This window comes from Streptomyces diversicolor (assembly GCF_057537855.1).
In genome coordinates, this window is record NZ_BAAJXA010000029.1 from 49,974 (window position 1) to 76,489 (window position 26,516).

The 26,516-nt window shown below is 71.7% G+C and carries 23 protein-coding genes and 4 pseudogenes; 17 read left to right on the forward strand and 10 right to left on the reverse strand.

Translation table 11 applies throughout. The annotated features are described in order from the left end of the window. The first annotated feature begins 63 nt into the window (after positions 1-63). The 5 genes from fabG (at position 64) to AC27LF_RS30090 (ending at position 4,840) form a co-directional block, all read left to right on the forward strand. Positions 64-825, forward strand: a complete 762-nt coding sequence (gene fabG, locus AC27LF_RS30070; RefSeq protein WP_479659798.1) for a 3-oxoacyl-ACP reductase FabG — start codon at positions 64-66, stop codon at positions 823-825. A gap of 20 nt (positions 826-845) precedes the next feature. Further along, on the forward strand, positions 846-1,607 hold the full coding sequence (locus tag AC27LF_RS30075) for an SDR family oxidoreductase (RefSeq protein WP_479659797.1): 762 nt from the start codon (positions 846-848) through the stop codon (positions 1,605-1,607). Between the two features lie 251 nt (positions 1,608-1,858). Continuing rightward, complete coding sequence (locus AC27LF_RS30080) at positions 1,859-3,436, forward strand: ABC transporter substrate-binding protein (protein WP_479659796.1); 1,578 nt, start codon at positions 1,859-1,861, stop codon at positions 3,434-3,436. 81 nt (positions 3,437-3,517) lie between these two features. Then, a complete protein-coding gene (locus AC27LF_RS30085; protein WP_479659795.1) occupies positions 3,518-4,201 on the forward strand; it encodes a uracil-DNA glycosylase in 684 nt (227 codons plus the stop codon). Positions 4,202-4,342: 141 nt separating this feature from the next. Next, the gene (locus AC27LF_RS30090; protein ID WP_479659794.1) at positions 4,343-4,840 is read left to right on the forward strand and encodes a hypothetical protein; all 498 of its coding nucleotides are present in this window, start codon (positions 4,343-4,345) and stop codon (positions 4,838-4,840) included. A 917-nt stretch (positions 4,841-5,757) separates the two neighbouring features. Here AC27LF_RS30090 and AC27LF_RS30095 read toward each other — a convergent pair. Both AC27LF_RS30095 and AC27LF_RS30100 read right to left on the reverse strand, forming a co-directional pair. After that, positions 5,758-6,270 (reverse strand): DinB family protein, encoded by a 513-nt coding sequence (locus AC27LF_RS30095; RefSeq protein WP_479659793.1) that lies wholly within the window; start codon positions 6,268-6,270, stop codon positions 5,758-5,760. Further along, complete coding sequence (locus AC27LF_RS30100) at positions 6,260-6,904, reverse strand: TetR/AcrR family transcriptional regulator (RefSeq protein ID WP_479659792.1); 645 nt, start codon at positions 6,902-6,904, stop codon at positions 6,260-6,262. The genes AC27LF_RS30095 and AC27LF_RS30100 overlap by 11 nt, the downstream gene beginning before the upstream one ends. Before the next feature lie 133 nt (positions 6,905-7,037). Here AC27LF_RS30100 and AC27LF_RS30105 point away from each other — a divergent pair, with 133 nt between their 5' ends. Both AC27LF_RS30105 and AC27LF_RS30110 read left to right on the forward strand, forming a co-directional pair. Next, positions 7,038-8,213 carry an FAD-dependent monooxygenase gene (locus AC27LF_RS30105; protein WP_479659791.1) on the forward strand — a complete coding sequence of 392 codons (1,176 nt, stop codon included), beginning with the start codon at positions 7,038-7,040 and terminating at the stop codon, positions 8,211-8,213. 212 nt (positions 8,214-8,425) lie between these two features. Next, the gene (locus tag AC27LF_RS30110) at positions 8,426-9,337 is read left to right on the forward strand and encodes a Gfo/Idh/MocA family protein (protein ID WP_479659790.1); all 912 of its coding nucleotides are present in this window, start codon (positions 8,426-8,428) and stop codon (positions 9,335-9,337) included. Here AC27LF_RS30110 and lnt read toward each other — a convergent pair. Both lnt and AC27LF_RS30120 read right to left on the reverse strand, forming a co-directional pair. Beyond that, positions 9,255-10,835, reverse strand: coding sequence for an apolipoprotein N-acyltransferase (gene lnt / locus AC27LF_RS30115; RefSeq protein WP_479659789.1), 1,581 nt, complete (start codon positions 10,833-10,835; stop codon positions 9,255-9,257). The two genes, AC27LF_RS30110 and lnt, sit on opposite strands and share 83 nt — an antisense overlap. A gap of 76 nt (positions 10,836-10,911) precedes the next feature. Beyond that, a complete protein-coding gene (locus tag AC27LF_RS30120) occupies positions 10,912-11,397 on the reverse strand; it encodes a nuclear transport factor 2 family protein (protein WP_479659788.1) in 486 nt (161 codons plus the stop codon). Between the two features lie 160 nt (positions 11,398-11,557). Between AC27LF_RS30120 and AC27LF_RS30125 the strand changes: the two genes are divergently transcribed. Continuing rightward, complete coding sequence (locus AC27LF_RS30125) at positions 11,558-12,547, forward strand: LLM class flavin-dependent oxidoreductase (RefSeq protein WP_479659787.1); 990 nt, start codon at positions 11,558-11,560, stop codon at positions 12,545-12,547. A gap of 129 nt (positions 12,548-12,676) precedes the next feature. Here the strand turns inward: AC27LF_RS30125 and AC27LF_RS30130 are convergent, their stop codons facing one another. Further along, positions 12,677-13,423, reverse strand: a complete 747-nt coding sequence (locus AC27LF_RS30130) for a hypothetical protein (protein WP_479659786.1) — start codon at positions 13,421-13,423, stop codon at positions 12,677-12,679. A gap of 455 nt (positions 13,424-13,878) precedes the next feature. Here AC27LF_RS30130 and AC27LF_RS30135 point away from each other — a divergent pair, with 455 nt between their 5' ends. After that, positions 13,879-14,055 (forward strand): hypothetical protein, encoded by a 177-nt coding sequence (locus AC27LF_RS30135; RefSeq protein ID WP_479659785.1) that lies wholly within the window; start codon positions 13,879-13,881, stop codon positions 14,053-14,055. Between the two features lie 321 nt (positions 14,056-14,376). Continuing rightward, positions 14,377-15,117 (forward strand): SDR family oxidoreductase, encoded by a 741-nt coding sequence (locus AC27LF_RS30140; RefSeq protein ID WP_479659784.1) that lies wholly within the window; start codon positions 14,377-14,379, stop codon positions 15,115-15,117. Positions 15,118-15,208: 91 nt separating this feature from the next. Here AC27LF_RS30140 and AC27LF_RS30145 read toward each other — a convergent pair whose 3' ends face one another. Together AC27LF_RS30145 and AC27LF_RS30150 are read right to left on the reverse strand one after the other, a co-directional pair. Then, positions 15,209-15,388 (reverse strand): hypothetical protein, encoded by a 180-nt coding sequence (locus tag AC27LF_RS30145; protein ID WP_479659783.1) that lies wholly within the window; start codon positions 15,386-15,388, stop codon positions 15,209-15,211. A gap of 96 nt (positions 15,389-15,484) precedes the next feature. Beyond that, a pseudogene (locus AC27LF_RS30150) lies at positions 15,485-15,622 on the reverse strand (undecaprenyl-diphosphatase); the annotation flags it as partial. A 403-nt stretch (positions 15,623-16,025) separates the two neighbouring features. Here AC27LF_RS30150 and AC27LF_RS30155 point away from each other — a divergent pair. From AC27LF_RS30155 to AC27LF_RS30165, 3 genes are all read left to right on the forward strand, one after another. Then, positions 16,026-17,609: an ATP-binding protein gene (locus AC27LF_RS30155; protein WP_479659782.1), complete on the forward strand. Its 1,584-nt coding sequence runs from the start codon at positions 16,026-16,028 to the stop codon at positions 17,607-17,609. 713 nt (positions 17,610-18,322) lie between these two features. After that, positions 18,323-19,102 carry a hypothetical protein gene (locus tag AC27LF_RS30160; protein ID WP_479659781.1) on the forward strand — a complete coding sequence of 260 codons (780 nt, stop codon included), beginning with the start codon at positions 18,323-18,325 and terminating at the stop codon, positions 19,100-19,102. A 119-nt stretch (positions 19,103-19,221) separates the two neighbouring features. Next, positions 19,222-20,319 (forward strand): integrase core domain-containing protein, encoded by a 1,098-nt coding sequence (locus AC27LF_RS30165; protein WP_479659780.1) that lies wholly within the window; start codon positions 19,222-19,224, stop codon positions 20,317-20,319. Between the two features lie 135 nt (positions 20,320-20,454). Here AC27LF_RS30165 and AC27LF_RS30170 read toward each other — a convergent pair. Continuing rightward, positions 20,455-20,748 (reverse strand): annotated as a pseudogene (locus AC27LF_RS30170) (helix-turn-helix domain-containing protein); the annotation flags it as partial. 137 nt (positions 20,749-20,885) lie between these two features. On the opposite strand from AC27LF_RS30170, the pseudogene AC27LF_RS30175 reads away from it, so the two are divergent. From AC27LF_RS30175 to AC27LF_RS30185, 3 genes and pseudogenes are all read left to right on the forward strand, one after another. After that, positions 20,886-21,769, forward strand: a pseudogene (locus AC27LF_RS30175) (IS630 family transposase); the annotation flags it as partial. A 41-nt stretch (positions 21,770-21,810) separates the two neighbouring features. After that, entirely contained in the window at positions 21,811-22,995 is a 1,185-nt protein-coding gene (locus AC27LF_RS30180; RefSeq protein ID WP_479659779.1) for an IS4 family transposase, read from the forward strand. A gap of 231 nt (positions 22,996-23,226) precedes the next feature. After that, positions 23,227-23,415 (forward strand): annotated as a pseudogene (locus AC27LF_RS30185) (IS630 family transposase); the annotation flags it as partial. Between the two features lie 48 nt (positions 23,416-23,463). On the opposite strand, the gene AC27LF_RS30190 reads toward AC27LF_RS30185, so the two are convergent. After that, positions 23,464-24,339 (reverse strand): undecaprenyl-diphosphate phosphatase, encoded by an 876-nt coding sequence (locus AC27LF_RS30190; RefSeq protein WP_479659778.1) that lies wholly within the window; start codon positions 24,337-24,339, stop codon positions 23,464-23,466. Between the two features lie 278 nt (positions 24,340-24,617). Between AC27LF_RS30190 and AC27LF_RS30195 the strand changes: the two genes are divergently transcribed. Beyond that, a complete protein-coding gene (locus AC27LF_RS30195; RefSeq protein ID WP_479659777.1) occupies positions 24,618-25,751 on the forward strand; it encodes a Gfo/Idh/MocA family protein in 1,134 nt (377 codons plus the stop codon). A 232-nt stretch (positions 25,752-25,983) separates the two neighbouring features. On the opposite strand, the gene AC27LF_RS30200 is transcribed toward AC27LF_RS30195, so the two are convergent. Then, positions 25,984-26,448 carry a winged helix-turn-helix transcriptional regulator gene (locus tag AC27LF_RS30200; protein ID WP_479659776.1) on the reverse strand — a complete coding sequence of 155 codons (465 nt, stop codon included), beginning with the start codon at positions 26,446-26,448 and terminating at the stop codon, positions 25,984-25,986. Positions 26,449-26,516: the final 68 nt, after the last annotated feature.

A 26,516-nucleotide genomic window follows, 5' to 3' on the forward strand; every position in this document is an offset into this window, starting at 1 on the left:
GCAGACCGGCCCGGCCGGCCGGCTCTGCCGACCAGGATTTCTCAAGGGCGAGGAGAACCAGCAATGTCCACCACAGAGCAGCGGGTCGCCGTGGTCACCGGAGGCGCCCGCGGTATCGGCGCCGCCACCGCCGTACGACTGGCCGCCGAGGGCCGCGCGGTCGCGGTGATCGACCTTGACGAGGCCGCCTGCAAGGACACCGTGGAGAAGATCACCGCCGCCGGCGGCAGGGCCGTCGCGGTCGGCGCCGACGTCTCGGACGAGGCGCAGGTCGAGGCCGCCGTCGCGCGCGTCGTCGGGGAACTTGGCGCCCCCACGATCCTGGTCAACAACGCCGGCGTACTCCGGGACAACCTGCTGTTCAAGATGACGACGGCCGACTGGGACACCGTCATGAACGTGCACCTGCGCGGCTCGTTCCTGATGACCAGGGCCCTCCAGAAGCACATGGTGGACGCGGGCTGGGGCCGGATCGTCAACCTCTCCTCGTCCTCGGCGCTGGGCAACCGCGGCCAGGTCAACTACTCCGCCGCCAAGGCCGGCCTGCAGGGCTTCACCAAGACCCTCGCCATCGAACTCGGCAGGTTCGGCATCACCGCCAACGCCGTCGCCCCCGGCTTCATCGCCACCGAGATGACCAAGGCCACCGCCGAGCGCGTCAAGATGGGCTTCGAGGAGTTCAAGGCGGCCGCCGCCACCCAGATCCCGGTGCAGCGCGTCGGCGAGCCCGAGGACATCGCCAACGCCATCGCCTTCTTCACCGGCGAGGCGGCCGGTTTTGTCTCCGGGCAGGTGCTGTACGTGGCCGGCGGACCGCTCGACTAGGACCGATGAGGGACACGGACATGACTGAACTCCCGGAGCCGTCCGGCAAGGTCGCCCTCGTCACGGGCGCCAGCCGGGGCATCGGCTACGGCGTCGCCGCGGCGCTGGTCGCGCGCGGCGACCGCGTCTGCATCACCGGCCGCGGCGAGGACGCCCTCAAGGAGGCCGTCGACAGGCTCGGCGCCGACCGGGTCGTCGCCGTCGCGGGCAAGGCCCACGACCTGGCGCACCAGGCCGAGGCCGTGGAGCGCGCCATGGACGCCTTCGGCCGCGTCGACTTCCTGGTCAACAACGCCGGCACCAACCCGGTGTTCGGGCCGATGGCCGACCTCGATCTGGACGTCGCGCGCAAGGTGTTCGAGACGAACGTGATCTCCGCGCTCGGCTTCGCCCAGAAGACCTGGCACGCCTGGCAGAAGGACAACGGCGGCGCGATCGTCAACATCGCCTCGGTGGCGGGCCTCGCGCCCTCCCCGTTCATCGGCGCCTACGGCGTCAGCAAGGCCGCGATGATCAACCTCACCCAGCAGCTGGCGCACGAGTTCGCGCCCGGGGTGCGGGTCAACGCCATCGCCCCGGCCGTCGTCAAGACCAGATTCGCCAAGGCCCTGTACGAGGGCCGCGAGGCGGAGGCCGCCGCGGCCTACCCGCTCGGGCGGCTCGGCGTGCCCTCCGACATAGGGGGAGCGGCGGCGTTCCTCACCTGCGAGCAGTCCGACTGGATCACCGGGCAGACCCTCGTCGTGGACGGCGGCATCTTCCTCAACGCGGGCGTCGGCTGACCGCCCGACGCCGACGGGCCGCGCCCGCGTCCGGGCGCGCGGAGAGTCGTCGCGCGGGTGACGATCGGGCGCACGAGAGCGTCGTTTCCTTGACGGGAACGGCGCTCTCGTCCGTGCGCGGGGGCCTGCGGGGCGATGACAACGTCGTCATGAACGACCTGATCAGAGCCCTGCGCGAAGCGGGTTCGCCCGGCACGGCACTGCGGTATGGTCTGCCGACCCCTTGGTATGCCAGATCGAGGAGCGTGCGCGTGTTCAACCGGAACCGATGCCTGCGTCACCTGGCGGCGATCGCGTCCATATCCCTGGTGACCGGGTGCGCGGTCTTCTCCGACGGCGATCCGAACAGCGAGGAACCGATCGTCGTCGGGACCACCAGCGCGCCGAGCACGCTGGATCCGGCCGCGGCCTGGGACGGCTCGTGGGAGCTGTTCCGCAACATCTACCAGACCCTCGTCGCCTACCCCAACGGCTCCACCACGCCCCAGCCGGACGCCGCCAGGAGCTGTGCGTTCACCGACGGTTCGAACCGCACCTACCACTGCGCGCTCCGCCCGGACCTGCGGTTCGCCGACGGCGACCCGCTGACCGCCGAGGCCGTCAAGCACTCCGTCGACCGGATCAGGGCCATCGACGCGCCGAGCGGCCCCGCCGGACTCCTCGGCAGCCTCGACCGGGTCGAGATCCGCGGAGACCACGACGTCTACTTCCGCCTCAACCAGCCCGACGCCACCTTCCCGTTCGTGCTCGCCACTCCGGCCATGTCGATCGTCGACCCGCGCGACTACCCGGCCCGCTCGCTGCGCGAGGACGGCACGGTGCACGGGTCCGGGCCGTACGAGCTGCGCTCGTACGAGGAGGGCGAGAAGGCCGAGCTGGTCCGCAACGACCGCTACCAGGGCTTCGCCGACCGGCGGAACGAGGCCGTGACGATCCGCTACTTCCAGGACTCCGCCGCCATGGTCGAGGCGCTGCGCGCCAGGGACATCGACCTGACCTACCGCGGTCTCGCGGCGGGCGACATCATCGCCCTCCAGAGCCATGAGTCGCAGGACCTGCAACTGGTCGACGGCGCAGGCACGGACATCAGCTACCTGGTCTTCAACCCGAAGGACCGCTGGGCCGACCGACTCGCCGTACGCAAGGCCGTGGCCCAGGTGGTGGACCGCGCCGCCATCGCGCACAAGGTCTACAAGGACACCGTGGACCCCCTGTACTCCATGGTCCCCAAGGGCCTGACCGGCCACACCACCGGCTTCTTCGACGACTTCGGCGAACCCGACGTCGCCCGGGCGCGCACCCTCCTCACCGAGGCGGGCATCACCGGGCGCGTCCCGCTGACCCTCTGGTACACCACCGACCGGTACGGCTCCGAGACCGCCAAGGAGTTCCAGGAGCTGAAGCGGCAGCTGGACGACTCCGGCCTGTTCCGGATCACCCTGAAGAGCCGCCCCTGGAAGACCTATGTGGTGGGCTACCAGAAGGGCGAGTACCCGGTGTTCGGCCGCGGCTGGTTCCCCGACTTCCCCGACGCGGACAACTTCATCGCCCCGTTCGTCGGCGAGCAGAACGCCCTCGGCACCCCCTACCCTGCGCCCCGCATCACCAAGGAACTGCTGCCCGCGTCCCGGCGCGAGAGCGACCGCGCGAACGTGGTGAAGCAGTTCGAGGAGGCGCAGCAGATACTGGTGGACGACGCCCGGCTGCTGCCGCTGTGGCAGGGACGGCAGTACGTGGCGGCCAGCGACGACATCTCGGGCGGCGAGCGCGCGCTCGACCCCTCGACGATCATGATGATGTGGGAGCTGCACCGCAAGACCAGCTGGTGACGGCGGTCGCGGCACCGATTGTCAGTGGTCGCCTGTAGGTTCTGAGACCAGCAAGTGACCGTACACCGTAAGGACGTTGACGTGACCGACACCGCCATGCTGCCCGAGTCCTGGCGCGGGGTTCTGGGCGACGAACTGCAGCAGACCTACTTCAAGGAGCTGACCGAGTTCGTCGAGGAGGAGCGGGCGAAGGGTCCCGTCTACCCGCCGCGCGAGGAGGTCTTCGCCGCGCTGGAGGCGACGCCGTACGAGAAGGTCAAGGTGCTCATCCTCGGCCAGGACCCGTACCACGGCGAGGGCCAGGGTCACGGCCTGTGCTTCTCGGTGCGGCCCGGGGTGAAGACCCCGCCCTCCCTGCGGAACATCTACAAGGAGATGAAGGAGGAGCTGGGCACGCCGATCCCGGACAACGGCTATCTGATGCCGTGGGCCGAGCAGGGCGTGCTGCTGCTCAACGCGGTCCTCACGGTGCGCGGGGGCGAGGCGAACTCGCACAAGGGCAAGGGCTGGGAGAAGTTCACCGACGCGGTGATCCGCGCGGTGGCCGAGCGGCCGGACCCGGCCGTTTTCGTGCTGTGGGGCAACTACGCGCAGAAGAAGCTGCCGCTGATCGACGAGACCCGCCATGTGGTGGTCAAGGGCGCGCACCCCTCGCCGCTGTCCGCGAAGAAGTTCTTCGGCTCCCGGCCGTTCACGCAGATCAACGAGGCGATCGCCCGGCAGGGCCATGAGCCGGTCGACTGGACGATCCCGGACCTCGGCTGACCGCGCCGAAGCCCGCCGGTGCCGTACGGGGGCGCCTGACCGGGATTGCCGGTGCCCCCGGTTAGCGTCGGGGTGGGACGGGGAGCGCGGCGGCCGGCGGGCGGCTTGCGGTGCCTGCGGCCACGAGACGGAGGAGGCGCCGTGGTGGAGCGACAGGAGCAGGCCGCGCCTGAGGGCGTACTGACCCGCATCGGGCAGGTCGTCATGCTGCACCACGGCGGGGACCGCGAGGAGGCCAGGCGCCGCCTGCTCGACCTGTGGACGGAGATCGGTCAGGACGGGGACCCGCTGCACCGCTGCACACTGGCGCACTATCTGGCCGACACGCAGGACGATCCCTCGGACGAACTGGCCTGGGACCTGAGGGCGTTGTCGGCGGCCCAGGAGGCCGCGCAGGCGGCGCACGGCGGTCCGGACGGCGCTGCGGGCGCGGTCCGCGGCTTCTACCCGTCGCTGCACCTCAACCTCGCCGCCGACTATGTGAAGCTGGGCCGCACCGACGCGGCCCGCAGCCATCTGCGCCGGGCCCGCGGCGCGGCCGTGGCCCTAGCCGACGACAGCTACGGCGACGGCGTGCGAGCGGCGATCACCAGACTGGCCCACCACCTGGGCGACCCACCCCCCGACCACACCCCCTGAAACCCCACCCAGCCATGACAGCGCGGCAGCCGACCGACGGCGGGTGCGCCCCGGAAGGGGCGCGGGGCTGTATCAATGTGCGGCTCCGCCGCGCGGGCGCGCCCAGCCACGACGGCGTCGCAGCCGACCGACGGCGGGTGCGCCCCGGAAGGGGCGCGGGGAACGGCGCGCTCAGCCACGACGGTGCCGCAGCCGACGCACGGCGGGTGCGCCCCGGAAGGGGCGCGGGGAACTGCGCGACCAGCCACGACGGCGCTGCAAACGACGACGGCGCTGCAACCGACGACGGCGCTGCAACCGACGACGCGCATCGCGGCATGACCAGCGGAGCGCACCGCACCGTCAACGGCCGTACGCCCGCTCGCAGATGCGGGACTCCGGGCTGTCCGGGTGCCAGCCGCCGTACTGTCTGCCCAGGGCGCACACGTCCGGGGGCGCGACGGTGGTCCGGGACCGTTCGGGGGCGTCGGCGCGCGGGCGCGGTGTGCGGTGCGGCCGTGGGTGGGGATGTGCACGGGGTGAGGAGGATCGCCGGGGCGACGCCGTCGCCGCCGGAGCGCTCGGCGCGGCCCGCTCCTTTTGCCCGGGACGCCGGGAGGGGCCGACCATCTCCAGCGCCTCCCGGGCCGGTGCCTGCACCACCCGGGGCTCGGCGCTGCCGTCCGGCCGGGGCGCCGAGGGCTGCGACCGTGCCGTACTACCCGGCGGCCCGGCGGTCGGCGGACGCTGGACGGTGACACAGCCGGTCAGGGCCGAGACGGCCACGGTGACCAGAAGCGCGGCGGCGGTCGTCGTTCGATGCACCCACGCAACTCTGCTGCTTCAGCCACCCGATCGGGACGACGGGCGAGCGCAGGATGCCCCGCACGGGTGATCTCCCGCCCCGCGTGGGTGAAGCGGCGGTGCGCACGGTGACGTCATTCGCCGGTGGCGCCGTCGATCCGCTCGCGGATCAGGTCCGCGTGGCCGTTGTGCCGGGCGTACTCCTCGATCATGTGGGTGTAGATCCAGCGGAGGCTGAACGGTTCCTTGGAGAACCGGCTCACGCCCCGGGAGAGGTCGTCGAGTCCGAAGCCGGCCGCGTGGCGCCGGGCGGTCTCGATCTCGCCCTGCCAGGTGGCGTACGCCTCCTGCCAGGTGTCCGCCTCGGTGACGTGGAAGTCGCCGTCCGGGTCCTCGTCGCTGTAGTAGATCGGGCCCGGATCGTCGCACACCAGCACCTTGCGGAACCAGTTCCGTTCGACCTCAGCCAGGTGCCGCACCAGCCCCATGAGGGACAGCTCGGACGGTGCGACCGCGGCGGTTCTGAGCTGGGCGTCGGTCAGGTCCGCGCACTTCAGGGCGAGGGTGTCGCGGTGGTAGTCGAGCCAGCCCTCCAGCATCGTCCGCTCGTCGGCGTTCTGGGCCGGTTCCCGGCGCTCATTCGTCATGGCCGCCATTGTGGCCCGCCCGGCCCGCCCGCGGCACGGAATTTCCGCCGCCCAGCATCCCGTCGAGCAGTTCCCGCACCCCCGCCCGTACGTCGGCGAGGCTCGGCACCCGCGCGCTGAACGATCCGGCCGCACACGAGAACATCAACCCGTCCGCCCAGGCGACCAGGGACAGCGCGTGCCGCTCCGGCTCGGTCGAGCCCAGCGCGGCGGCCATGGCGGCCAGCTGCTCCCGGAAGACGGCGCCCGTCGCGTCGTAGAAGGCCCGCAGGGCGGGGCGGCGCGTGGCCTCCAGGGCCAGCTCGTAACGGGAGATCAGCAGCTCGCGGTGGCGGGTGACGGTCCGGTGCGTCGCCAGGGCCAGGGCGTCCACCAGCGCGTCGCGGCCGCCGCGCGGGTCGGGCATCTCGTCCAGGGCGAGCACCCGCGCCTCCCGGACGGCATGCCGCCGCACCACCAGCTCCAGCAGGGCCTGGCGGGTGCGGGCGACGTTCGAGGTCGAGCCCTGCGGCAGGCCGGCCGCCTCGTCGACCGCGCGATGGGTCAGGCCGCGCATGCCGCGCTCGGCGAGCAGCGCGATGGCGGTGTCGGCGACGAGGTCCGCACGGGAGGCGGCCGGGGTGTGGGCGGACATGGGACGACCCTACCCGCGGCACTACACCTGTAGTACAGTCGAGGCGCCGCCTTACTACACATGTAGTGCGTCCGGCGGCGGAACCCGGTCACCCGGGTCTGTGGTGGACCGTCCGCGCGCTCTTGGAGGAGTCATGGCACAGTCGTTGCGCGCCGTCGTCATCGGTGGCGGAATCGGAGGTCTGACCGCCGCCGCGGCCCTGCACCGGCACGGCTGGCAGGTCACCGTCCTGGAACGGGCCGGCTCCCTGGCCCCGGTCGGCGCGGCCATCTCGCTCGCCCCGAACGCGCTGCGCGCCCTCGACGTCATCGGCATCGGCGACCAGATCCGCGACCTGGCCGCCTGGCAGGGGGACGGCGGACTGCGCACCCCGAGCGGTCGCTGGCTCTCGCGTACCAGCGCCGAGGCCGCAACGGCCCGGTTCGGCGGCCCCCTCGTCCTGCTGCACCGCTCCACCCTCATCGACAGCATCGCCGCCCTGCTCCCGCCGGACGCCGTCCGCACGGCCGCCGACGCCGCCCTGGCGGACCCCGGCGGCACCGGCCGGCCGGCCAGGGTGACCGCCGCGGGCGAGGAGTGGGAGGCCGACCTGGTGGTCGGCGCGGACGGCATCCGCTCCGCCGTACGCGCGGCGCTCTTCCCCGACCACCCCGGACCGGTGTACGCCGGGTTCACCACCTGGCGGATCGTGATCCCGGTGCCCGGAGCCGAGTTCGCCTCGCACGAGACATGGGGCCGGGGCCGCATCTGGGGCACGCACCCGCTCAAGGACGGCCGGGTGTACGCGTACGCCGCCGCCACCCTCCCGGCCGGCGGCCGCGCCCCCGACGACGAGAAGGCCGAACTGCTGCGCCGGTTCGGCGACTGGCACGACCCGATCCCCGCCGTCATCGCCGCGGCCGGCCCCGAGGACGTCCTGCGGCACGACGTCCACCACATCGCCGAGCCGCTGCCCGCCCACCACCGCGGCCGCACCGCGCTCCTCGGCGACGCCGCGCACGCGATGCCGCCCACCCTCGGCCAGGGCGGCAACCAGGCCATCGAGGACGCCGTCGTCCTCGCCCACCACGCCCGCGACCTCGCCGCCTACACCGCGGCCCGGCTGCCGCGCACCACCGCCATCGCCCGGCAGGCCGTCAGGGTGAGCCGCCTCAACCTGACCGGGAACCGCGCCGCCATCGCCGTGCGCAACACCACCGTCGCCGCGCTCTCCAAGGCCGGACCCGCCCTGTTCCTGCGCGGATTCGACGGCATCGCCGACTGGCGTCCCCCGTATGCTTCCGAGCAGGCACCGCTGGGCAAGCGCTAGGCCCTGTCGTCAAACCCCCGCCTGCCCCGCGACGCCCTGCACGCACTCTCGCCGCACCGGCCACAGGCCCACGTACGTCCAGTACGTCCAGTACGAGCCCTGCGCCCGGCACACCGAGAGCACAACCTGACGCCGCAGGGCCCGCCCTCCGGGCGAACGACGGGAGTTTGACGACAGGAACTACAGGAACTACAGGAACTAGGGGAGAGCACGTGAAGGTCGGTTGCATCGGACTCGGCGACATCGCGCAGAAGGCGTATCTGCCGGTGCTCGGCGCGCTGCCCGGGCTCGAACTGCATCTGCAGACCCGGACGCCCGCGACCCTCGACCGGGTCGCCGACGCCCTGCGGGTCCCCGCCGCCCAGCGGCACCCCACCCTGGACGCGCTGCTCGACCGGGGACTCGACGCCGCCTTCGTGCACGCGCCCACCGAGGCCCACCCGGAGATCGTCACCCGCCTCCTCGACGCGGGCATACCGACCTATGTCGACAAGCCGCTGGCCTACGAACTCGCCGACTCCCGGCGGCTGGTGGCGCTCGCCGAGCAGCGGGACGTCTCCCTGGCCGTCGGCTTCAACCGGCGCCACGCCCCCGGCTACGCGCAGTGCGCCGATCACCCGCGCGAGCTGATCCTGATGCAGAAGAACCGCGTCGGGCTGCCGGAGGAGCCGCGCACGATGATCCTCGACGACTTCATCCACGTCGTCGACACCCTGCGCTTCCTGGCCCCCGGCCCCGTCGAGGACGTGACCGTGCGGGCCCGCCTGCAGGGCGGACTGCTGCACCACGTCGTGCTGCAACTCGCCGGGGACGGCTTCACCGCGCTCGGCGTGATGAACCGGCGCAGCGGCTCCGCGGAGGAGATCCTCGAAGTGTCCGGACAGGACACCAAGCGTCAGGTCGTCAACCTCGCCGAAGTGATCGACCACAAGGGCCAGCCGACGGTGCGGCGGCGCGGCGACTGGGTGCCGGTGGCCCGGCAGCGCGGCATCGAGCAGGCGGTGCTCGCCTTCCTGGACGCCGTGCGCGCCGGCACGGTGCTCAGCGCCCGTGACGCACTGGCGACTCACGAACTGTGCGAGCGTGTGGTGCGTGCGGTGCGGGAGCGCCCCGCCGCGCCCTGACCGCCCGTGTGCCCTCCGCCACACCCAGGGCGGCCAGCACCAGCAGCGCCCCCTGCACCGGCCAGTCGCCGTAGCGGACGTACGGCGTGACCCCGTGCGCGAGCGGCACCTCGTAGACACGGGCGGCGCTCGCGTCGGTGCCGAGCCACGGGCCGAGCCGCCGCCCGTCCGGACCGTAGACGGCGGAGATCCCGGTCAGCGTCGCGTGCACCATGGGACGGCCGGTCTCCGCTGCGCGCAGCGCTGCCAGCGAGGCATGCTGCGCCGGCGCCCAACTGCGCTGGAACGTCGACGTGGAGGACTGGCCCAGCAGCACGTCCGCACCGTCCTGGGCGAGACGCCGGCTCATGTCGGGGAACGCGGTCTCGAAACAGACCATCGGGCCGAGACGCAGCCCGTGCCCGACGTCCATCACCACCTGCTCGGTGCCCCGCCTGCGGTCCTCGCCCGCCGCCTTGCCGACCGATGTCGCCCAGCCCAGCAGCGAGCGGGCCGGTATGTACTCGCCGAAGGGGACCAGCCGCATCTTGTCGTAGCGGGCGCCGGTCGGGCCCTGGGGGCCGATCAGCACCGAACTCTTGTAGATGCCCGGCCGGTCCGAGCGGCGGGCGTCCACGTTGACCAGCACGTCCGCGCCCGTCTCGCGGGACAGCGCGGCGATCCGACGGGCCAGGTCGGGCCGGTCGGCCAGGTCGAAGCCGACGCTGCTCTCGCCCCACACGACCAGGTCCGGGTGCCGGCCCACCAGCTGCCGGGTGAGCTGTTCCTCACGGTCGAAGCGCCCCTCGCCGCTGTCGCCGCCGCCGATGACGCCCGGCTGGACGACCGCGATCCGGACCCGGCCCTCGTCGGACGGGCGCGGCGACCACGCCCAGGCCGCCGAGGTCGCCGCCGCCGTGGCGACGAGCGAGGCGAGCGCCGGCGTCCGGGACTCGCGCACCGACACCAGCACCGCCACCGCGACGTTCACGGCCACCACCAGGAAGCTGAGCAGCCACACCCCGCCCACCGAGGCGAGCCGCAGCGCCGGCTCCACCTGCCACTGGCTCGACCCGAGCATGCCCCAGGGGCCGCCGAGCCCCTGCCAGGACCGGACCAGCTCCACGGCCAGCCACGCCGACGGCAGCACCAGCAGCGCGGCGGCGCCCCGGCCCGGCGCGGGCGTCCCGCCCAGGAAGCGGCGCACCAGCCAGCCCCAGGGCAGCCACAACGCGCCCAGCAGCGCCGCTATCAGGAACAGGAAGACATGCAGGCTCGGCAGCAGCCAGTGGTGCACCGCCACCATGAAGCCGATACCGCCGCACCAGCCGTCGAGCGCAGCGCGCCGCCCGGTGGGTGCCGAGCGGGCCAGCAGGATCCACGGGACCAGAGCGACGTACGCGAACCACCACAGGGCGGGCGCCGGGAAGGACAGCACCGGCAGGGCGCCCGCGAGGACGGCGGCGGCCGAGCGGCGCCACGCGGAGGCCAGCAGGCGGTCGAGCGTCCGCGTCCTCATGATGCCTGGCCTCCCTGCGCAGCGGCTGTCTCCAGTGTGCGCGCCGGGCGGCACCCGCCGACAGGGGGCCTTGGACTCAGTCGGCCAGCGGCGCGGGACGCGGATCGGGCAGGCGGCGCCACTTCTCCTCGACGACCACCTCGCGCAGCCGCCAGCCGTCCGGCGTGCGCAGCAGCCCGAAGCCGTAGCGGCCGCCGCACACGAAGTCGGGCGCCGTCGAGCCGCCGTCGCCGCCGGCCAGCCTCATCGGGTTGAGGTAGTCGGCCCGCACCTCGGCGGTGTCCCCGGTGTCCCGTTGCAGGATCCCGAACCGCACCCGGCGGTTGACGATCAGATGCTGGCGCATCACGAACCGGCCGAGGCTGCCGGCCAGCCAGTCGGCGACCCGGGCCGCCTCACCCTCGATGCCGCCGGCGGACCGGTAGTCCGCCCGCCCGTCGTCGGTGAACAGGGCCCGGTACGCGCCCCAGTCCCCGTCGTCCACGGCCGTCGCGTACTCGGTGACGAGCCCGTCCACGGTCATTCGGTCCATCACGGTAGCGAGGTCCACACGCTGCGTCATCGCCTCAGTGTTGGTCACGGGGCCCGCGGAGCCAAGGGGGTGTGCGACGACATTCGGGCGAAACTTCGGACGACTCACCACCACAACGGGTCCGACCGCCCGCGCGGCGCGCATCCCGCCCGCCCGGTCGTGCCGTCAACTCCCTTTCTATACTGGGCGGATGATCACCGTTCCGGTCGGCGCACTCGAAGTGGCCATGGTGCAGGCGGGCGCCCGGGCCGAGGACACATTGCGGGACACCGGCGCGTTCGCCCGCCGTCTCGACGCCCTCGGTTACCGGCGCCTCTGGTACGCCGAGCACCACCACTCCCCGGCCATCGGGGCGTTCCCGCCCCTCGTCCTGATCGCCCACGCCGCCGCGTCGACGTCGTCCGTCCGTCTCGGATCCGGCGGCGTCCTCGCGCCGAACCACGCCCCGATCATGCTGGCGGAGCAGTTCGGCACGCTGGCCGCGCTGCACCCCGGACGGATCGACCTGGGCATCGGCCGGGGGCCTGGCACCTTCGACGAGGCGACGGCGCGGGCGCTGCGGCGCGGCGCCGCACCGGCGACGGACGACGAGTACCGCGACGACGTGGCGGCGACCCTGCGGCTCCTGGTGGACGAGGTGGCGCTCGACCCGCTGCCGGAGCCCTGGCTGCTCGGCTCCAGCACGGCCGGCGCCGCGCTCGCCGCGGAACTCGGCCTGCCGATCGCCTTCGCCCACCACATACGCCCCGACAACACGCTCGCCGCGCTGCACCACTACCGCGCGCACTTCTCCCCGTCCCGCTGGTGCCCGCGCCCCCGCGTGCTCCTGTGCGTGGAAACGGTGTGCGCCGAGACCCAGCAGGAGGCGGCCCGGCTCGCCGGCCCGATGGACGTCGTCAAGGCCGGACTCCTCCAGGGGCGGGGCGACATCCCCTTCCCGACGCCCGAAGAGGCGACCGCCCACGCGTTCACCGCGGACGAGACACGGGCGTTGGCGGCCTTCCGCGCCCACCAGGCGCACGGCTCACCCGAGACGGTCGCACGGCGCCTGAACGACCTGGTGGCCGCGACCCACGCGGACGAACTCATGCTGACGACACCCGTCTACGCGTTGGCCGACCGGCTCAGGTCGTACGAACTCCTCAAGGAGTACGTCACACCGGCCGCTTCCGGCCGCTAGGCCGGGTTTCAGGAAGGGACGGGCGGCCATTCGGTGAGGCCGCTCGCGGACCCGGTGCGCACGGGTGGCCCCTCGGGTCTGCCGCTGCGGACCGGGTCCTGACCGGCGCGCCCGCCCTCCGAGCGGGCTTCAGCTCTTGAGACGCTCACGGTCCCCCATCACCACGACGGGGTGGCGGGCCGGATCGAGGGTGCGCAGCAGGGTCTTCATCCCGGACTCGGGAACGGTCACGCAGGCCGACGTGCCGTCACCGTGGTCCAGGTGCAGCCATATGCCGCCGCCCTTCTCCACCCCATCGGGCCGGTTCCAGTCGTACGGCGGGGCGCCCTTGAGCCGGTTGTAGTTGATGGCTATGACGTAGTCGAAGTCATGGGCGTGGGCTTCGTCATCGCTGATCGTGGGGGCGAAGGCGTTGTCGTCGTGCCAGTACTCAAGCCGGCTGCCCGGATCCGCCAGCGCGCCGCCCGCGTCGGTCAGCGTGAACACACCGACGGGGCTGCGCTCGTCGTCCATGCGATGCTCCGTCGTCCAGCCCATCCGGCCGTTGTGCCCGCGCCAACTGCCCGTGGCGTCCCAGGCCGTGCCCCGCTTCTCGTAGAGCACGACGAGACTGTCGGGCGAATCCCGGCTGTCGCCGTAGACCACCACGAGCTGACGGGTGTCGGCCGGCACCTGCTTCCACATCCGGTCCCCGAGGCCCGGGGGGCGTGTGCCCACCGCCGGGCGCGCGGAGCCGGACGACGCCGGGTTGTTGATACCCGGGGCACCGCCCGGGTAGGTCCGGTCCGCGGGGTCACCGCAGGCCGTGGTCGCCGCCAGCAGCACGCCGCAGGCGAGGGCCGCGGGTATGGCGTGGCGCGCACCGCCGCGTCGCATCGGCCGCAAGAAGGGCCGGGTAACAGTTGATGTCCGCATGATCAGGATCTTGTGGCGGAACGAACCCCCTACGCATCCGCACACGGGCATCTGGCCTAAGCACATCGGCCGACCGGCGTGCCGTCCGCCCGGCGCGGTCACCGGGGGCGGACCGCCGTCACGCGGCGGCCCTCGGGGTCGGTGGCGGGACCTGACGCGGACGCGTTCGCGCCGGGCTTCGGGGATGCCGGCGAACTCCACCGGCTCGCGGTGCGTCGGGCGGGCGCGGTGTCCGCCCGACCGTCCGACGCCCCCCGGGCCGGCCGCTCACCGCGACGGCGATCATGCCGCCCAGGGTGAACGGCTGCGCAGAGGACGCCGGCTGCCGTACGGCGGCTTCCGGGGCTGACGGGGCGGTGCCGGGCCGGGCGTCGCGTGTCATCAGGAGCAGCACGACCGGCGCGAGTACGACGGCCATGACCAGGAACACCCTCCAGCCACCGCACGCGAAGGCTCCAGCACCTGCCGCCGCCGCCCGCTCCGGCGGGCCGGGCCATGCCGCGCTGCCCGGCGTCGGGCCCGCCATCGCACCCGGCGCCATCCTGCTCCGCGCCTCCCACAGCGGGGCCGACCCGACCCCGCGCACCACATGACCTCGCCGAACCGCTCCCACGCCCCTGTAAGGGCCTCGGCCCGGCGAACGACCGTCGCCCGCCGAGACCACCCGCGTCCCCTGACCGGGGTGCTGCGACGACCACTGGAACGGAAGCCGTGCTCGTGCTGGTCGGGCCTCGCCCACGGGCTCGGCGAAGGCCCACCCGCGGCGGCGGCTTGTCGCGGGCGCCGTGTTGTTCCGCGGGCGTGCCGCGCGTGGGGATCCGGTGCCTCGTCGTCGGCGGGCGGGGTGCGAGGCGTGGTTCCGGGCGGTCGTAGAGTGAGTGATCTTCGAGCGCGTACATCACCTGGAGGTCCCCATGACACGTCCCGTCACGGTCGTCACCGGCGGCAGCCGGGGGATCGGCGCCGCGACCTGTCTGCGGCTCGCCGCGGACGGTCACGACCTGGTCGTCGGCTACGTCCGGGACGCGGCGGCGGCCGAGTCGGTCGCGGACGGGGTGCGCGCGGCGGGGGGCCGCTCGGTGACCGTGCGCGTGGACACGGCCGTGGAGGCCGACGTGGAGCGGCTGTTCGACACGGCGGAGGAACGGCTCGGACCCGTCACCGGTCTGGTGAACAACGCCGGGGTGAGCGGTCCCCTGGGACGGCTGGCCGACACGGACACCGCCGATCTGCGCCGGGTCGTCGAGGTCAATCTCCTCGGCACGCTGCTGTGCTCGCGTCGGGCCGCCCGTCTCATGACGGCCCGGGGCGACGGCGTGATCGTGAACGTGTCGTCCGGGGCCGCCACGCTGGGCAGCCCCGGGGAGTACGTCCACTACGCGGCGACCAAGGCCGCCGTCGACACCCTCACCCTCGGCCTGGCCAAGGAACTCGGCCCCGACGGCGTCCGCGTCAACGCGGTCGCCCCCGGCGCGATCGACACGGAGATGCACGCGGCGATGGGCGATCCGGACCGCGCGCACCGCATGGCCGCCACGATCCCGCTGCGCCGGCCCGGCCGGGCGGAGGAGATCGCCGCCGCGATCGCCTGGCTGATGTCCGCGGATGCCTCGTACACCACCGGCGCGGTGTTGCGGGTGGCGGGCGGCCGGTAGGGTCCGGCCGTCGGGCCCGGCGCCTTCCCGGCGGGCGTCGCGCGCCGGGGCGGGCGGAGCACACCCGCGGGTCCCCCGTCCGCCCGGAAGGTCAGGCCGCCTCGATGATCTCGCCGCGGATCGCCTCGGCCCACTCGACCACCAGCAATTCGTACTCCGCGCGCTCCTGGGCCGACAGGGATCCGCCCGCACGCAGCCACAGGGCCCGGATCTGTTCGTTCACCTCGGCGGCAGACCGCAGGGAACCAGGGGGCACGGAATCGGGGGACATGCGGACAAGCCTAGGGGTAAGCACTGACACTGCGCTACCGCACCGCTACGGAGACCGTATGGAGTCGGTCACGGGCGCGGCCGGCGGCCCGGACGGTCAGCCCGCCGACTCGGCCGCGTGCGGGCTGAGCACCCCCGCCGTCACCAGGGCGATGATGACGATGCCGAGCGCGACCCGGTAGTAGACGAACGGCATGAAGCTCTTCGACGAGATGAACTTCATGAACGAAACTATGTCGACGTGTCGTGAGCGGCTTTGACCTGCTGTTTTCCACCACTTTTCAAGATCGAATGGTAGAGCAGTGGGAGATGGCGCCTTCAAGTGCTCTCCCTCGCCGACCGCGAACGGCGCAGCCACCTGCTTTGCAGCGAATCGGCAATCCCCTGCTCCATGGCCAGGGCAACGTGCGAGTAGAGACCTTCCACGCCGGCGACCTCGCGGCCTGGCGGTCGCCGGAGGCGCTCCAGCGGTCACCGCACCCCAGCGGGCGCTGGCCGCGTTTCTGCGTCTGTCCGCCGGGTGATCCCCGCACCGGGGCACCGCTGCTCTGGCACTCGTGTCTGTACGGGGCGGTGTAGCCAGTGGTGGGGTGCACGGTCGCCTCAGGTTGTCGGTGCCGTCGGCTAGCGTGCGAGGTATGCGCTACTTCAATACGGCCGGGCCGTGCGTCCCCACGCGTCACTACATGGTGCCGGCCCAGGAGCGGCTGCCCAGGGCCCGCGGGTACATCGAGCAGGGCCAGTACTTCGTGGTGCACGCGCCACGGCAGACCGGGAAGACGACGGTGCTGGCGGCGATGGCCCGGGAACTGACGGCCTCGGGCCGGTACGCGGCGCTGCACTTCTCGTGCGAGAGCGCGGAGGTGGCCGGGGAGGACTATGGCCAGGCCGAGCTGCTGGTGCTGGAGGCGATTCGGCGGTCCGCGGAGGCCGCTGGGCTTCCTGATGAGCTCGTGCCCTGCGCCTCCTGGCCCGACGCGGTGCCCGGGTCCCGGCTCACGCGGGGGCTGACTGAGTGGGTGCGGAGCTGTCCGCGTCCGTTGGTGCTGTTCTTCGACGAGATCGACGCGCTGCGGGGGGAGAGCCTGCGCAGTGTGCTGCGCCAGTTGCGCGATGGCTTCACTGTCAGCCGTGGCGGCTTCCCGCATGCGGTGGTGCTGTGCGGGCTGCGGGATGTGCGTGACTACAAGGCGGCCTCGGGCGGGGATCCGGGGCGCCTTGGTACGTCGAGTCCGTTCAACATCAAGGTGGCGTCGCTGCGGTTGGGTGACTTCACCGAGGACGAGGTCGCCGAGCTGTACGGGCAGCACACCACGGAGACGGGCCAGGATTTCACGGTGGATGCGCTGGAGCGTGCCTTCAGCTTTACCCAGGGACAGCCGTGGCTGGTCAACGCGCTGGCCCGGGAGGTCGTCGAGGAGATGGGGGTGCCGTCGGACACGCCGATCACGGCCGAGCACATGGAGGAGGCGAAGGAGCGGCTGATCCTGGCGCGTGCGACGCATCTGGACTCGCTGGCCGCCAGGTTGGGTGAGGACCGGGTGCGGCGGGTGATCCAGCCGGTGATCGCGGGCGAGCTGCTCTTGCCGACGGACACGTACGACGACGATCTGGCGTACGTGCGCGACCTGGGGCTGGTCGCTCCGGACGCGCCGGTGCGGGTGGCCAATCCGATCTACCAGGAGGTCATTGTCCGGGTCCTGGGAAACAACACGGAGGGCCAGGTCGTCGCCGCCCCGAGCAGCTTCCGGCTGCCGGACGGCCGGATCGACATGGACAAGCTGCTGTGCTCCTTCGCCGAGTTCTGGCGGGAGAACGGCGAGATCCTGGCCACCGCCTCGACCTACCCGGAGGCCGCAGCACAGCTGGTGATGATGGCCTACCTGCACCGGATCGTGAACGGGGCGGGTTTCATCGACCGGGAGTACGGGGTCGGCCGGCGGCGTGTGGACCTGCTGATTCGCCAGCCGTACACCGCTGCCGACGGTTCGCGGGCGGTGCAGCGCGAGGCGCTGGAGCTGAAGGTGTGGCGCCAGGGCCGCACCGACCCCCTCGCCGAGGGGCTGGCACAGTTGGACGACTACCTGGACCGCATGGAGCTGTCCACGGGCACCCTCGTCGTCTTCGACACCCGCCCGCAGACAGCCCCGGTCCACGAGCGCACCGCCTTCTCGCAGCAGACCACGCCCTCCGGGCGCACCGTCACCCTGCTGCGCGCCTGACGGCCGGGAGACCTCAGCCAGAATCGCCCCCGGATCTTTGGCCGTGTTCCCGGAGCAGCACGGGTTCGGTGCGGGAGCTGGAGGGGCTCGGCAGCCAGGAATCACGGCAGTTCGGTGCTGACACTGCGGGTGCCGATAATTCATCCGCGCAGATCAGCAGCCTGGGAGCGGCCTGTACAGGTGCGTGGCGGAGGCGGAGACTGAACGCGCTCAACGATTCGTCTCTGATAGTTGAACGCGTTCAATTTCGTCATCCGGCGAACGCTCAAGTTGGCAGCCCACAGGCTTCCTACCCGCACGGATGGGTTATTGCACCCGCAACCGGCGGCGCCGGTAGGATGAGCCGTCTGACGCTCTGCCGGACACGGACGCACCCGCAGTCGGCCCGTCACCCCTCTCCTCGCACCAAGAGGCTCCCTTGAACACACTCTTCGACGTCGAACTCACGCCGGACCAGCGGAGCCTGATCACGCGGATCGCCGACCCGTGGCTCGCAACGGGTAACTGGCCGGTGTGGGCCAGCATCCAGCACCACTTCGACGCGCGACGTGTGGATGCCGATGAGTTGTTCGAGTCGCTGCCCCGCGTGGGGGTGGCTGCGCCGTTCGGCGCCGGATACGGCTTCACCGCCCCCATGCGTACCCCCCATCGACCCGACCCACCAGGTGTGCCTGACAGTTGCCGCCTGCCGCGTACTGCCCGAACTGCGGAGGGTGGCCGGCGAGCCGTTCGTGAAGGCCCTCCGCCACATGGTCAAGCTGTACGCCGACCGAGCGGTGACCGACCACGCGGTCGCACAGGCCCATCTGCGGTCCGCCGAACTGACAGCCGCGATGCCAGATCTGAAGCCCTGGTTCGTCCATGTCCTGCCCGACCTCCTCTCCTACGAACCCGCGATCGACACGTCCCGCGGAGGCGTCAGCTTCAACGACGGGAGGTGGGAGCGGGAGATCACCCGCAGCGTGATGCAGTTCCGCGACGTACAGAGCGTGGAGGACTACATCGAGCGGACCTGCGAACTCGTCACGGCGGAGGCCGCCAAGTTGGCTCCCCTCACCGAGGCGGCGCAGACGCCGCCGGCCGCCGCACCCACGCGCGGGCCGTACGTCGCCCCCGCCCTCCTGGACGACCTGGAGGCCGCGGCAGCGAACACCAACAAGTGGAAGGTGCACAAGCTCATCGCCCTGTGTCAGGGGCTGAACGATGCCTACGAGGCGGGAAACCCGTACGTGTGCGCCGCGATGATCCGGGCCGTCCTGGACCATATCCCGCCGGTGTTCAGGCAGCCGGGCTTCAAGCAGGTGGCGGCCCAGCACCCGTTCGGGAGGACCGACAAGGCACACGCCCAGTTCCTCGCGAACTCCAGGACCATCGGGGACGACGTGATGCACCGGCAGATCGGCCCCAGCGAACTGGTCATCACCATGGGCGACATCCCGGAGCCCGTCCGTCTCAACGCGGTCCTCCACGAAGTGCTGGAGCTTCTCCGGTAGGAAGCAGCGGTCAGTTCCGGGCCCGGTTCCCCGGCTGACCTTGTGCGTGCCGAGAATCTCGTCCGCGCAGGTCCTCCCGCTTGCGGCCGCTGCCAGTTGCCACGGCATGATGACCACTCGTGCTCCTGCGTCTCGCCTATCTGACCGTGTCGAATGCCTTCGCCGCGCTCTGGCTGCTCCCGATGAGCGACCGCGCCAAGGACGCCGAGATCCTGGCCCTACGCCACCAGATAACGGTCCTTGAGCGCCAACTCGGCCCGAAAAGGGTGAAGTTTGCCCCCGAGGATCGGGCCTTCCTCGCCGCGCTCCTGGCACCGCTGCCGCGCCAGGTGCTGCGTCGTCTCCGGCTTCTGGTACGTCCGGACACGGTGCTGCGGTGGCACCACAACCTGGTGAAGCAGCGGCACGCCCGCATCTGCCGCCCCAAGTGGCCCGGACGGCCGCGCACCGTCCGCTCGATCCGGGCGCTGGTCCTGCGCCTGGCCCGCGAGGACAGCGGCTGGGGCTACCGCCGTATCCACGGCGAACTGGCCGTGCTCGGCATCACGGTCGCCCCGTCCACCGTCTGGGAGATCCTCAAGGCCGAAGGCGTCGACCCGGCGCCGGAACGGACCGCGACTACCTGGGCCAGCTTCCTGCGCTGCCAGGCCGACGCCCTGCTGGCCATGGACTTCATCGAAACCATCACCCTGACCGGGCAGCGGCAGTACATCCTGGCCGTCATCGAGCACGTAACCCGCCGCATCCGCGTCCTGGGCACCACCGCGCACCCCACCGCGGGCTGGGTGACCCAGGCGGTCAAGAACCTCGTCATGGACCTTGAGGACGTGGGCGCGCACGCCGCCTACCTGATCCGAGACCGCGACGCGAAATACCCTGCCCTGATCGACGAGATCCTCGCCGACGTCGGCATCCAGAGCGTGTTCACCGGCGTTCGCATGCCAAGGATGAACTCGATTATTGAGAGATGGGTGCTCAGCCTCCGCCGCGAGCTCCTCGACCGCACCCTCATCTGGAACGCTCACCACCTGCGCCATGCCCTGAGCGAGTACGAGCGGTTCTACAACGAGCACCGCACCCACCGCTCCCTGCAGGCAGCCGCGCCGCTGCGCGCACTCCCCGAAACCATCACCGACCCCAGGGAGATCGCTCGCCTCGACATACGTCGACACGACCGCCTCGGCGGAGTGATCCACGAGTACCAACACGCCGCTTGACCTGCACGGACGTGATTCTCGGCACGCACACTGTCCTTGTTCAGGGAGCAATCGTCCACAGCGGGTGCACGCCCCGGGCAGACACCAGCGCGTTCACGACCCTTGACCGGCTACACCACTCGGCGGGACACCATCCTCATCGTCCCAGCCGTGCGCGAGCGGGCCCCGCTTCAGCTCCCCCTCCAGCCGCTCCCACTGGCGGGAACTCAGCCGTTCCACCGAGGCCGGCCCCTTCGAGCACAGGGCGTCCGCACCGCCCTCCTCCCACGCCCGCCGCCAGCGCCGCACCGACCGCGACGTCACCCGAAGCTCCCTCGCAACGGCCTCGGTCTTCTCACCACGAGCGGACCGCTCAGCCGCCTCCAAACGCACCCATTCCCGCTTCTCCTGCTCCTCTGGCGTCAACCCGCCACCATGCGCGTACCGCATGACGACGTCATACCGCAACGATCAAGAAGCGTCACGGGCTCCGGACTTCGCGAGTTCCTGAGTACTGAACTTGATTGGGTGAAGTCGGGTCATTGCCCTGACAGTTGGGGGGGGGTGGGCCCGGTAGGTCTGTGCAGGTGAGATACGCGCAGGGCGGCGGGCTGACCGACGCAGGGAGGGCCGCGCGGGAGCGCATTCGGCTTCAGGCCGTGGAACGCTTCGAGCGCGGGGAGAAGAACAAGGACATCGCCGCCGCACTGCGGGTGTCGGAGCGGTCGGTGGAGCGTTGGCGGAAGACCTGGCGCGAGCGGGGCGAGGCCGGAGTCCTGTCGAAGGGGTCACCGGGCCGCCCGAGGCTGGGGCCGGCCCAGATGGAGCGTCTGGAGCAGGCGCTGGAGCGTGGCCCGCTCGCCCATGGCTGGCCGGATCAGCGGTGGACCCTGGCGAGGATCAGGACGCTGATCGGCCGACAGTTCCACGTCTCGTACACGATCGAGGGCACCTGGCTGCTGCTGAAGCGGCACGGCTGGTCCTGGCAGCAGCCCGCCCGGCGGGCGATCGAGCGGGACGACGAGGCGGTCGACCTGTGGAAGAAGGAGGTCTGGCCGCGGGTAAAAGACAGGCCGCGGCCCGGGGTGCGTGGATCGCCTTCGAGGACGAGGCCGGACAGTCGATGACGCCGCCGCGGGCCAGGACCTGGGGCCGCGTCGGCCGCACGCCGGTGGTCAGGGTTCGCGGCCGGGGAAGTGGCCGCCTGTCCATGGTGGGCATGTGCTGCTTCAAGCCCGGGTCCCGGTCGAGGCTGATCTACGGGCTGCGGGAGTACCGGGGCCGCAAGGACGAGCCGAAGGGCTTCGGATGGCGCGACTTCTGCCGCCTCCTGGTCAGGGCCCGGGGCCAGCTCGGCGGCCCGATCGTGCTGGTCTGGGACAACGTCCGCCTCCACCTCACCCGTGGCATGCGGGAGTTCATCGAGAAGAACGCCGACTGGCTGACCGTGTTCCAGCTGCCCACCTACGCACAATGCTGCTGACTTTGCGGTGGTCGGCTCGTTGAACTGGTGTGGGCGGGAAGCAGTCAGGATCGCGTGGGCAGTTGGTGGACCAGATCGCGCTGGGCGTGTTGACCAAGGCGTTTCCACCGGAGTTGATCGACGAGGCGGTCGAGGCGACGGGACGGCGCGAGGTTCGGCGGCGACGGCTGCCGGCACGGGTGGTGGTCTACTTCGTGCTGGCCATGTGCCTGTTCCGGTCGGCCGGTTACGAGGAGGTGCTGCGGGTGCTCTCCGCGGGACTGCGCCGCGGGGAGTGGGACGTGCCGTGCACGGCGGCCATCAGCCGGGCTCGGGTGCGGCTGGGACCGGAGCCGCTGCGCGAGCTGTTCGACCGGGTGTGCCACCCGGTTGCCACCGCCGAGACGGCCGGCGCGTGGTACCGGCGGTGGCGGCTGGTGGCCCTGGACGGCACCGCGCTGGAGGTGCCGGACACCGAGGCGAATGCCGAGTACTTCGGGCGGGCGCGCTCCGACCGTGGCGCCGGGGCGTTTCCTCAGGTGCGGGCGGTGCTTCTGGCGGAGTGCGGCACCCATGCCGTCTTCGGCGCCGCCCTGGGCCCCTTCACGGTCAGTGAGGTCGCGCTGGCGGAGCGACTGTGGGGCCGGCTGGAGCCGGGGATGCTGGTGCTGGCCGACCGGAACTTTCCCGCGTTCCCGCGCTGGCGGGCCGCCAAGGCCCGCGGCGCCGATCTGCTGTGGCGGGTGAAGAGCAACGCGGTTCTGCCGTTGTGCCGCCAGCTGGAGGACGGCTCCTACCTGTCGCAGATCTTCGCGGCGAAGGACTACTACCAGTGCTCCGATCCCGAGCACGTCCGGGTCATCGAGTACACCCTGGACGGCGGGAGCGAGGTCTACCGGCTGATCACCACCATCCTCGACCCGGAGCAGGCCCCCGCCCGGGAACTGGCCGTCCTTTACCACCAGCGGTGGGAGATCGAGTCGCTGCTGGACGAGCTGAAGGTCCACCAGGGCGCGGGCTCGGCCCTGCGCTCCAAGAGCCCCGACGGTGTCACCCAGGAGGTCCACGGGATGCTGCTGGTACACCACGCACTACGACAACTCGCCCACCTGGCTGCCCGGTCACGCGACGTCGATCCGGACCGAATCTCCTTCACCCGCACCCTGCACGCAGCCCGCCGCGAGGTCCCCGCTCAGGCGGGTTTTTCCCCCCGGAGGACTGGCCAGGGCCCTTGACCGGACGCTGGCCGAGATCACCCGCAGGCTCCTGCCGCAGCGTCGGCCGCGTTCCTATCCCCGCGTGATCAAGCGGAAGATGTCCCACTGGCGCCTGAAACGGCCCGAGCATCGTCACCGGCGGCACCGGTCATCCCCGACGCCCGAGACGATCACCATCACACCGGCCTCACGGACCGCCTCGAAGGCCAAACGCAAACTCCCACAAGGCACGTAAGTCAGCAGCATTGCACCTACGCACCCGATCTCAACCCGCAGGAGGGCATCTGGTCGCTGGTCAAGCGCGAGATCGGCAACCTCGCTGCAGCCGACCTCTCCCAGGTCACCCGAGCCGCCAAGCGCAAGCTCAAGCAGATCCAGTACCGACCCGACGTGGTCGACGGCTGCCTCGCAGGCACCGGCCTGACCATGAACGACTGACCGACATCACGAATTCAAGTTCAGTAGCGCTACATGTGTGGCCCCGGTTCAGCCCGCCGACTCGGCCGCGTGAGGACTCAGCACACCCACGCTGACCAGCACAATAATCACCACCCCGAGCGCGACCCGGTAGTAGACGAACGGCATGAAGCTCTTCGACGAGATGAACTTCATGAACCAGGCGATCACCGCGTAGCCGGAGGCGAAGGCGATCGCCGTCGCGAACAGCGTCGGGCCCCAGGCGACGTGGCCGCTGCTCATCGCGTCCTTCACCTCGAACATCCCGGAGGCGAGCACGGCCGGAATGGCGAGCAGGAACGAGTACCGGGCCGCCGCCTCCCGCCGGTAGCCCATGAACAGACCGCCGCTGATCGTGGCGCCGGAGCGGGAGACTCCCGGGATGAGGGCGCACGCCTGGCACAGGCCGTAGATCAGGCCGTCCCGGACGCTCAGGTTCTCCAGGGACTTGCGTTGCTTGGGGGCGCGGTGCCGGCCGCCCTTCTCGTCGCGGGCCGCGAGCCGGTCCGCGAAGCCTATGACGAGGCCGACGACGATCAGCATGGTCGCCGTGATCCGCAGATCGCGGAACGGTCCCTCGATCTGGTCCTTGAGCGTCACGCCCAGCACGCCGATCGGGATCGAGCCGATGATCACCAGCCAGCCCATCTGGGCGTCGTGGTCCTGCCGCATCGCCTTGTCGAACAGCGACCGGAACCAGGCCGCGACGATCCGGCCGATGTCCTTGCGGAAGTAGATCAGCACCGCGGCCTCGGTGCCGATCTGGGTGATGGCCGTGAAGGCGGCGCCCGGGTCCTGCCAGCCGGAGAAGGCGGCGGTCAGCCGCAGGTGCGCGCTGGAAGAGACCGGAAGGAACTCGGTCAGCCCCTGGACGAGTCCGAGGACGAGGGATTCAAACCAAGACATGGAGGTGAGAGGTCCAAGTGCTGATCGGGAAAGCCGGGGAATGCGGCGATCATGTGTGCCGAGGGGCAGCGTAGCGCCCCTCGGCGACGCGCCCGACACAGGGGTTCGATCCCGGTTCCCGGCAGCGGACCGGGTGTTGACCGGCCGCGGGGCCGCCGCATACCTTGCGGCGCGGGGAAAGCGCTTGCTGGAAAGGGGTGTTGAAGCGGCTCGCCGCAGCTGCCCCGGCCGCGCAGCCCCACCGCGTCCGCCGTCCCGGAGGAGTGCTGATCACGCCCATGCCCAGCTCCACGTCCCCGTTCACCGGCCGGCGCATCAGGGCCGCCGTCGTCGGCGCCGGCGCCATCGGGCGCGGTTCCCATCTGCCCGCGCTCGCCCGGCTCGCCGAGGAGGGCGAGACGGAGGTCGTGGCGGTCGTCGACATCGACGCCGCCGCGGCCGAGGAGTTCCGTGCCGCCGCGGGCATCCCGCACGCCTACACCGACCTGGAGCGGATGCTCGCGGAGCAGCGGCCCGACCTGGTGACGATCTGCACCCCGCCGACCCTGCACCGCGCGCAGACCGTGGCCGCGCTGCGCGCCGGGGCCTGGGTGTGGTGCGAGAAGCCGCCGGTGCCCGCGCTCGCCGACTTCGACGCCATCGAGGCCGAGGAGGGCGCCGACGGCGGTCCGTACGCGGCGATCGTCTTCCAGCACCGGTTCGGTTCCGGCGCCCGGCACGTCGGCGCGCTGCTCGCCGGGCGGGCGCTCGGCCGGCCGCTGGTGGCGCACTGCCAGACGACCTGGTTCCGGGACGCCGCCTACTACGCGGTGCCCTGGCGGGGCCGCTGGCACACCGAGGGCGGTGGCCCCGCCATGGGCCACGGCATCCACCAGATGGACCTGCTGCTGGATCTGCTCGGGCCGTGGAGCGACGTGCGGGCGATGGCCGGCCGGCTGGTCCACGACGTGGAGACGGAGGACGTCTCGACCGCGCTGGTCCGCTTCGCGAACGGCGCCCTCGCGACGATCGTGAACAGCGTCCTCAGCCCGGACGAGGTCAGTCGCATCCGCATCGACTGTGAACGCGCCACCGTCGAGCTGACCCACCTGTACGGCCATGGCAACGCGGACTGGCGCATCACCCCCGCCCCCGGCGTGCCCCCCGAACAGGCCGCGGCCTGGCGGGACTTCGGCCCGGACGTGCCCAGCTCGCACCTGGCGCAGCTCAGGGAACTGATCGCCGACATGCGCGCGGGGCGGCGACCGCGCAGCAGCGGCGCGGACGGCCGCACCAGCCTGGAGCTGATCACCGCCCTGTACAAGTCGGCATTCACGGACGCGACCGTGCGCCGGGGCGACATCACCCCCGGCGACCCCTTCTACACAGCACTACACGGAAACACCCCCGGCTGGTCCCCCACCACAGCCTGAAACCGAGCGAGGGGGGTTCGTGGGGTCCCGGCTGCGCCGCAGCGCCCCGTCAGGGGCGCGGGGAACGGCGCGCTCAGCCACGACGTATCCGCACCCGAACGACGGTCGCACCACGGTAATCCTGACCGGCCCGCAGCGAACCGGCGCCCCAAAGGGGCGCGGGGAACGGCGCGCTCAGCCACATCACAGCCGCACCCGAACGACGACCCAAACCCACCCACCCACCGCCAAGCTACGCAGGCCCCCGCACAGTCCACCCCACCACCTGCGGATACGCCGTAAGGCCCTCGTGTCGCACCGCGTCCCCGCACGCCGCGCAGGTGACGACCGGCTCCAGTGCGTGCCCGCACGCGTGCTCGATCACCATGGGACGGTCGGCGTCCTCGCGCAGATGGCGGTCGCCCCAGGCCATGAGGGTCAGCAGAACCGGCTCCAGTTCGAGCCCCGCCCGGGTCGGCCGGTACTCGAAGCGCAGCGGGCGCTCGCTGTAGGCGTGCTTGGTGAGGATCCCCGCGTCGACGAGCCGCCGCAGTCGGGTGGCGAGGATGTCGCGCGGTGCCCCGATGTTGCGTACCAGCTGGTCGAAGCGGCCGTTGCCGAGGCACGCCTCCCGAAGCACCAGCAGGGAGTACTTCTCGCCGACGAGCGCGAGCGTGTCGGCGATGGAGCAGGGGCGCGGACTTTTCGTGGCGGCCATGGCCCCAGTCTAGGCGAGGGTTTGATTTTCCAACCGGCCGGGTTATGGTGAGTCCGGATTTCCTACTC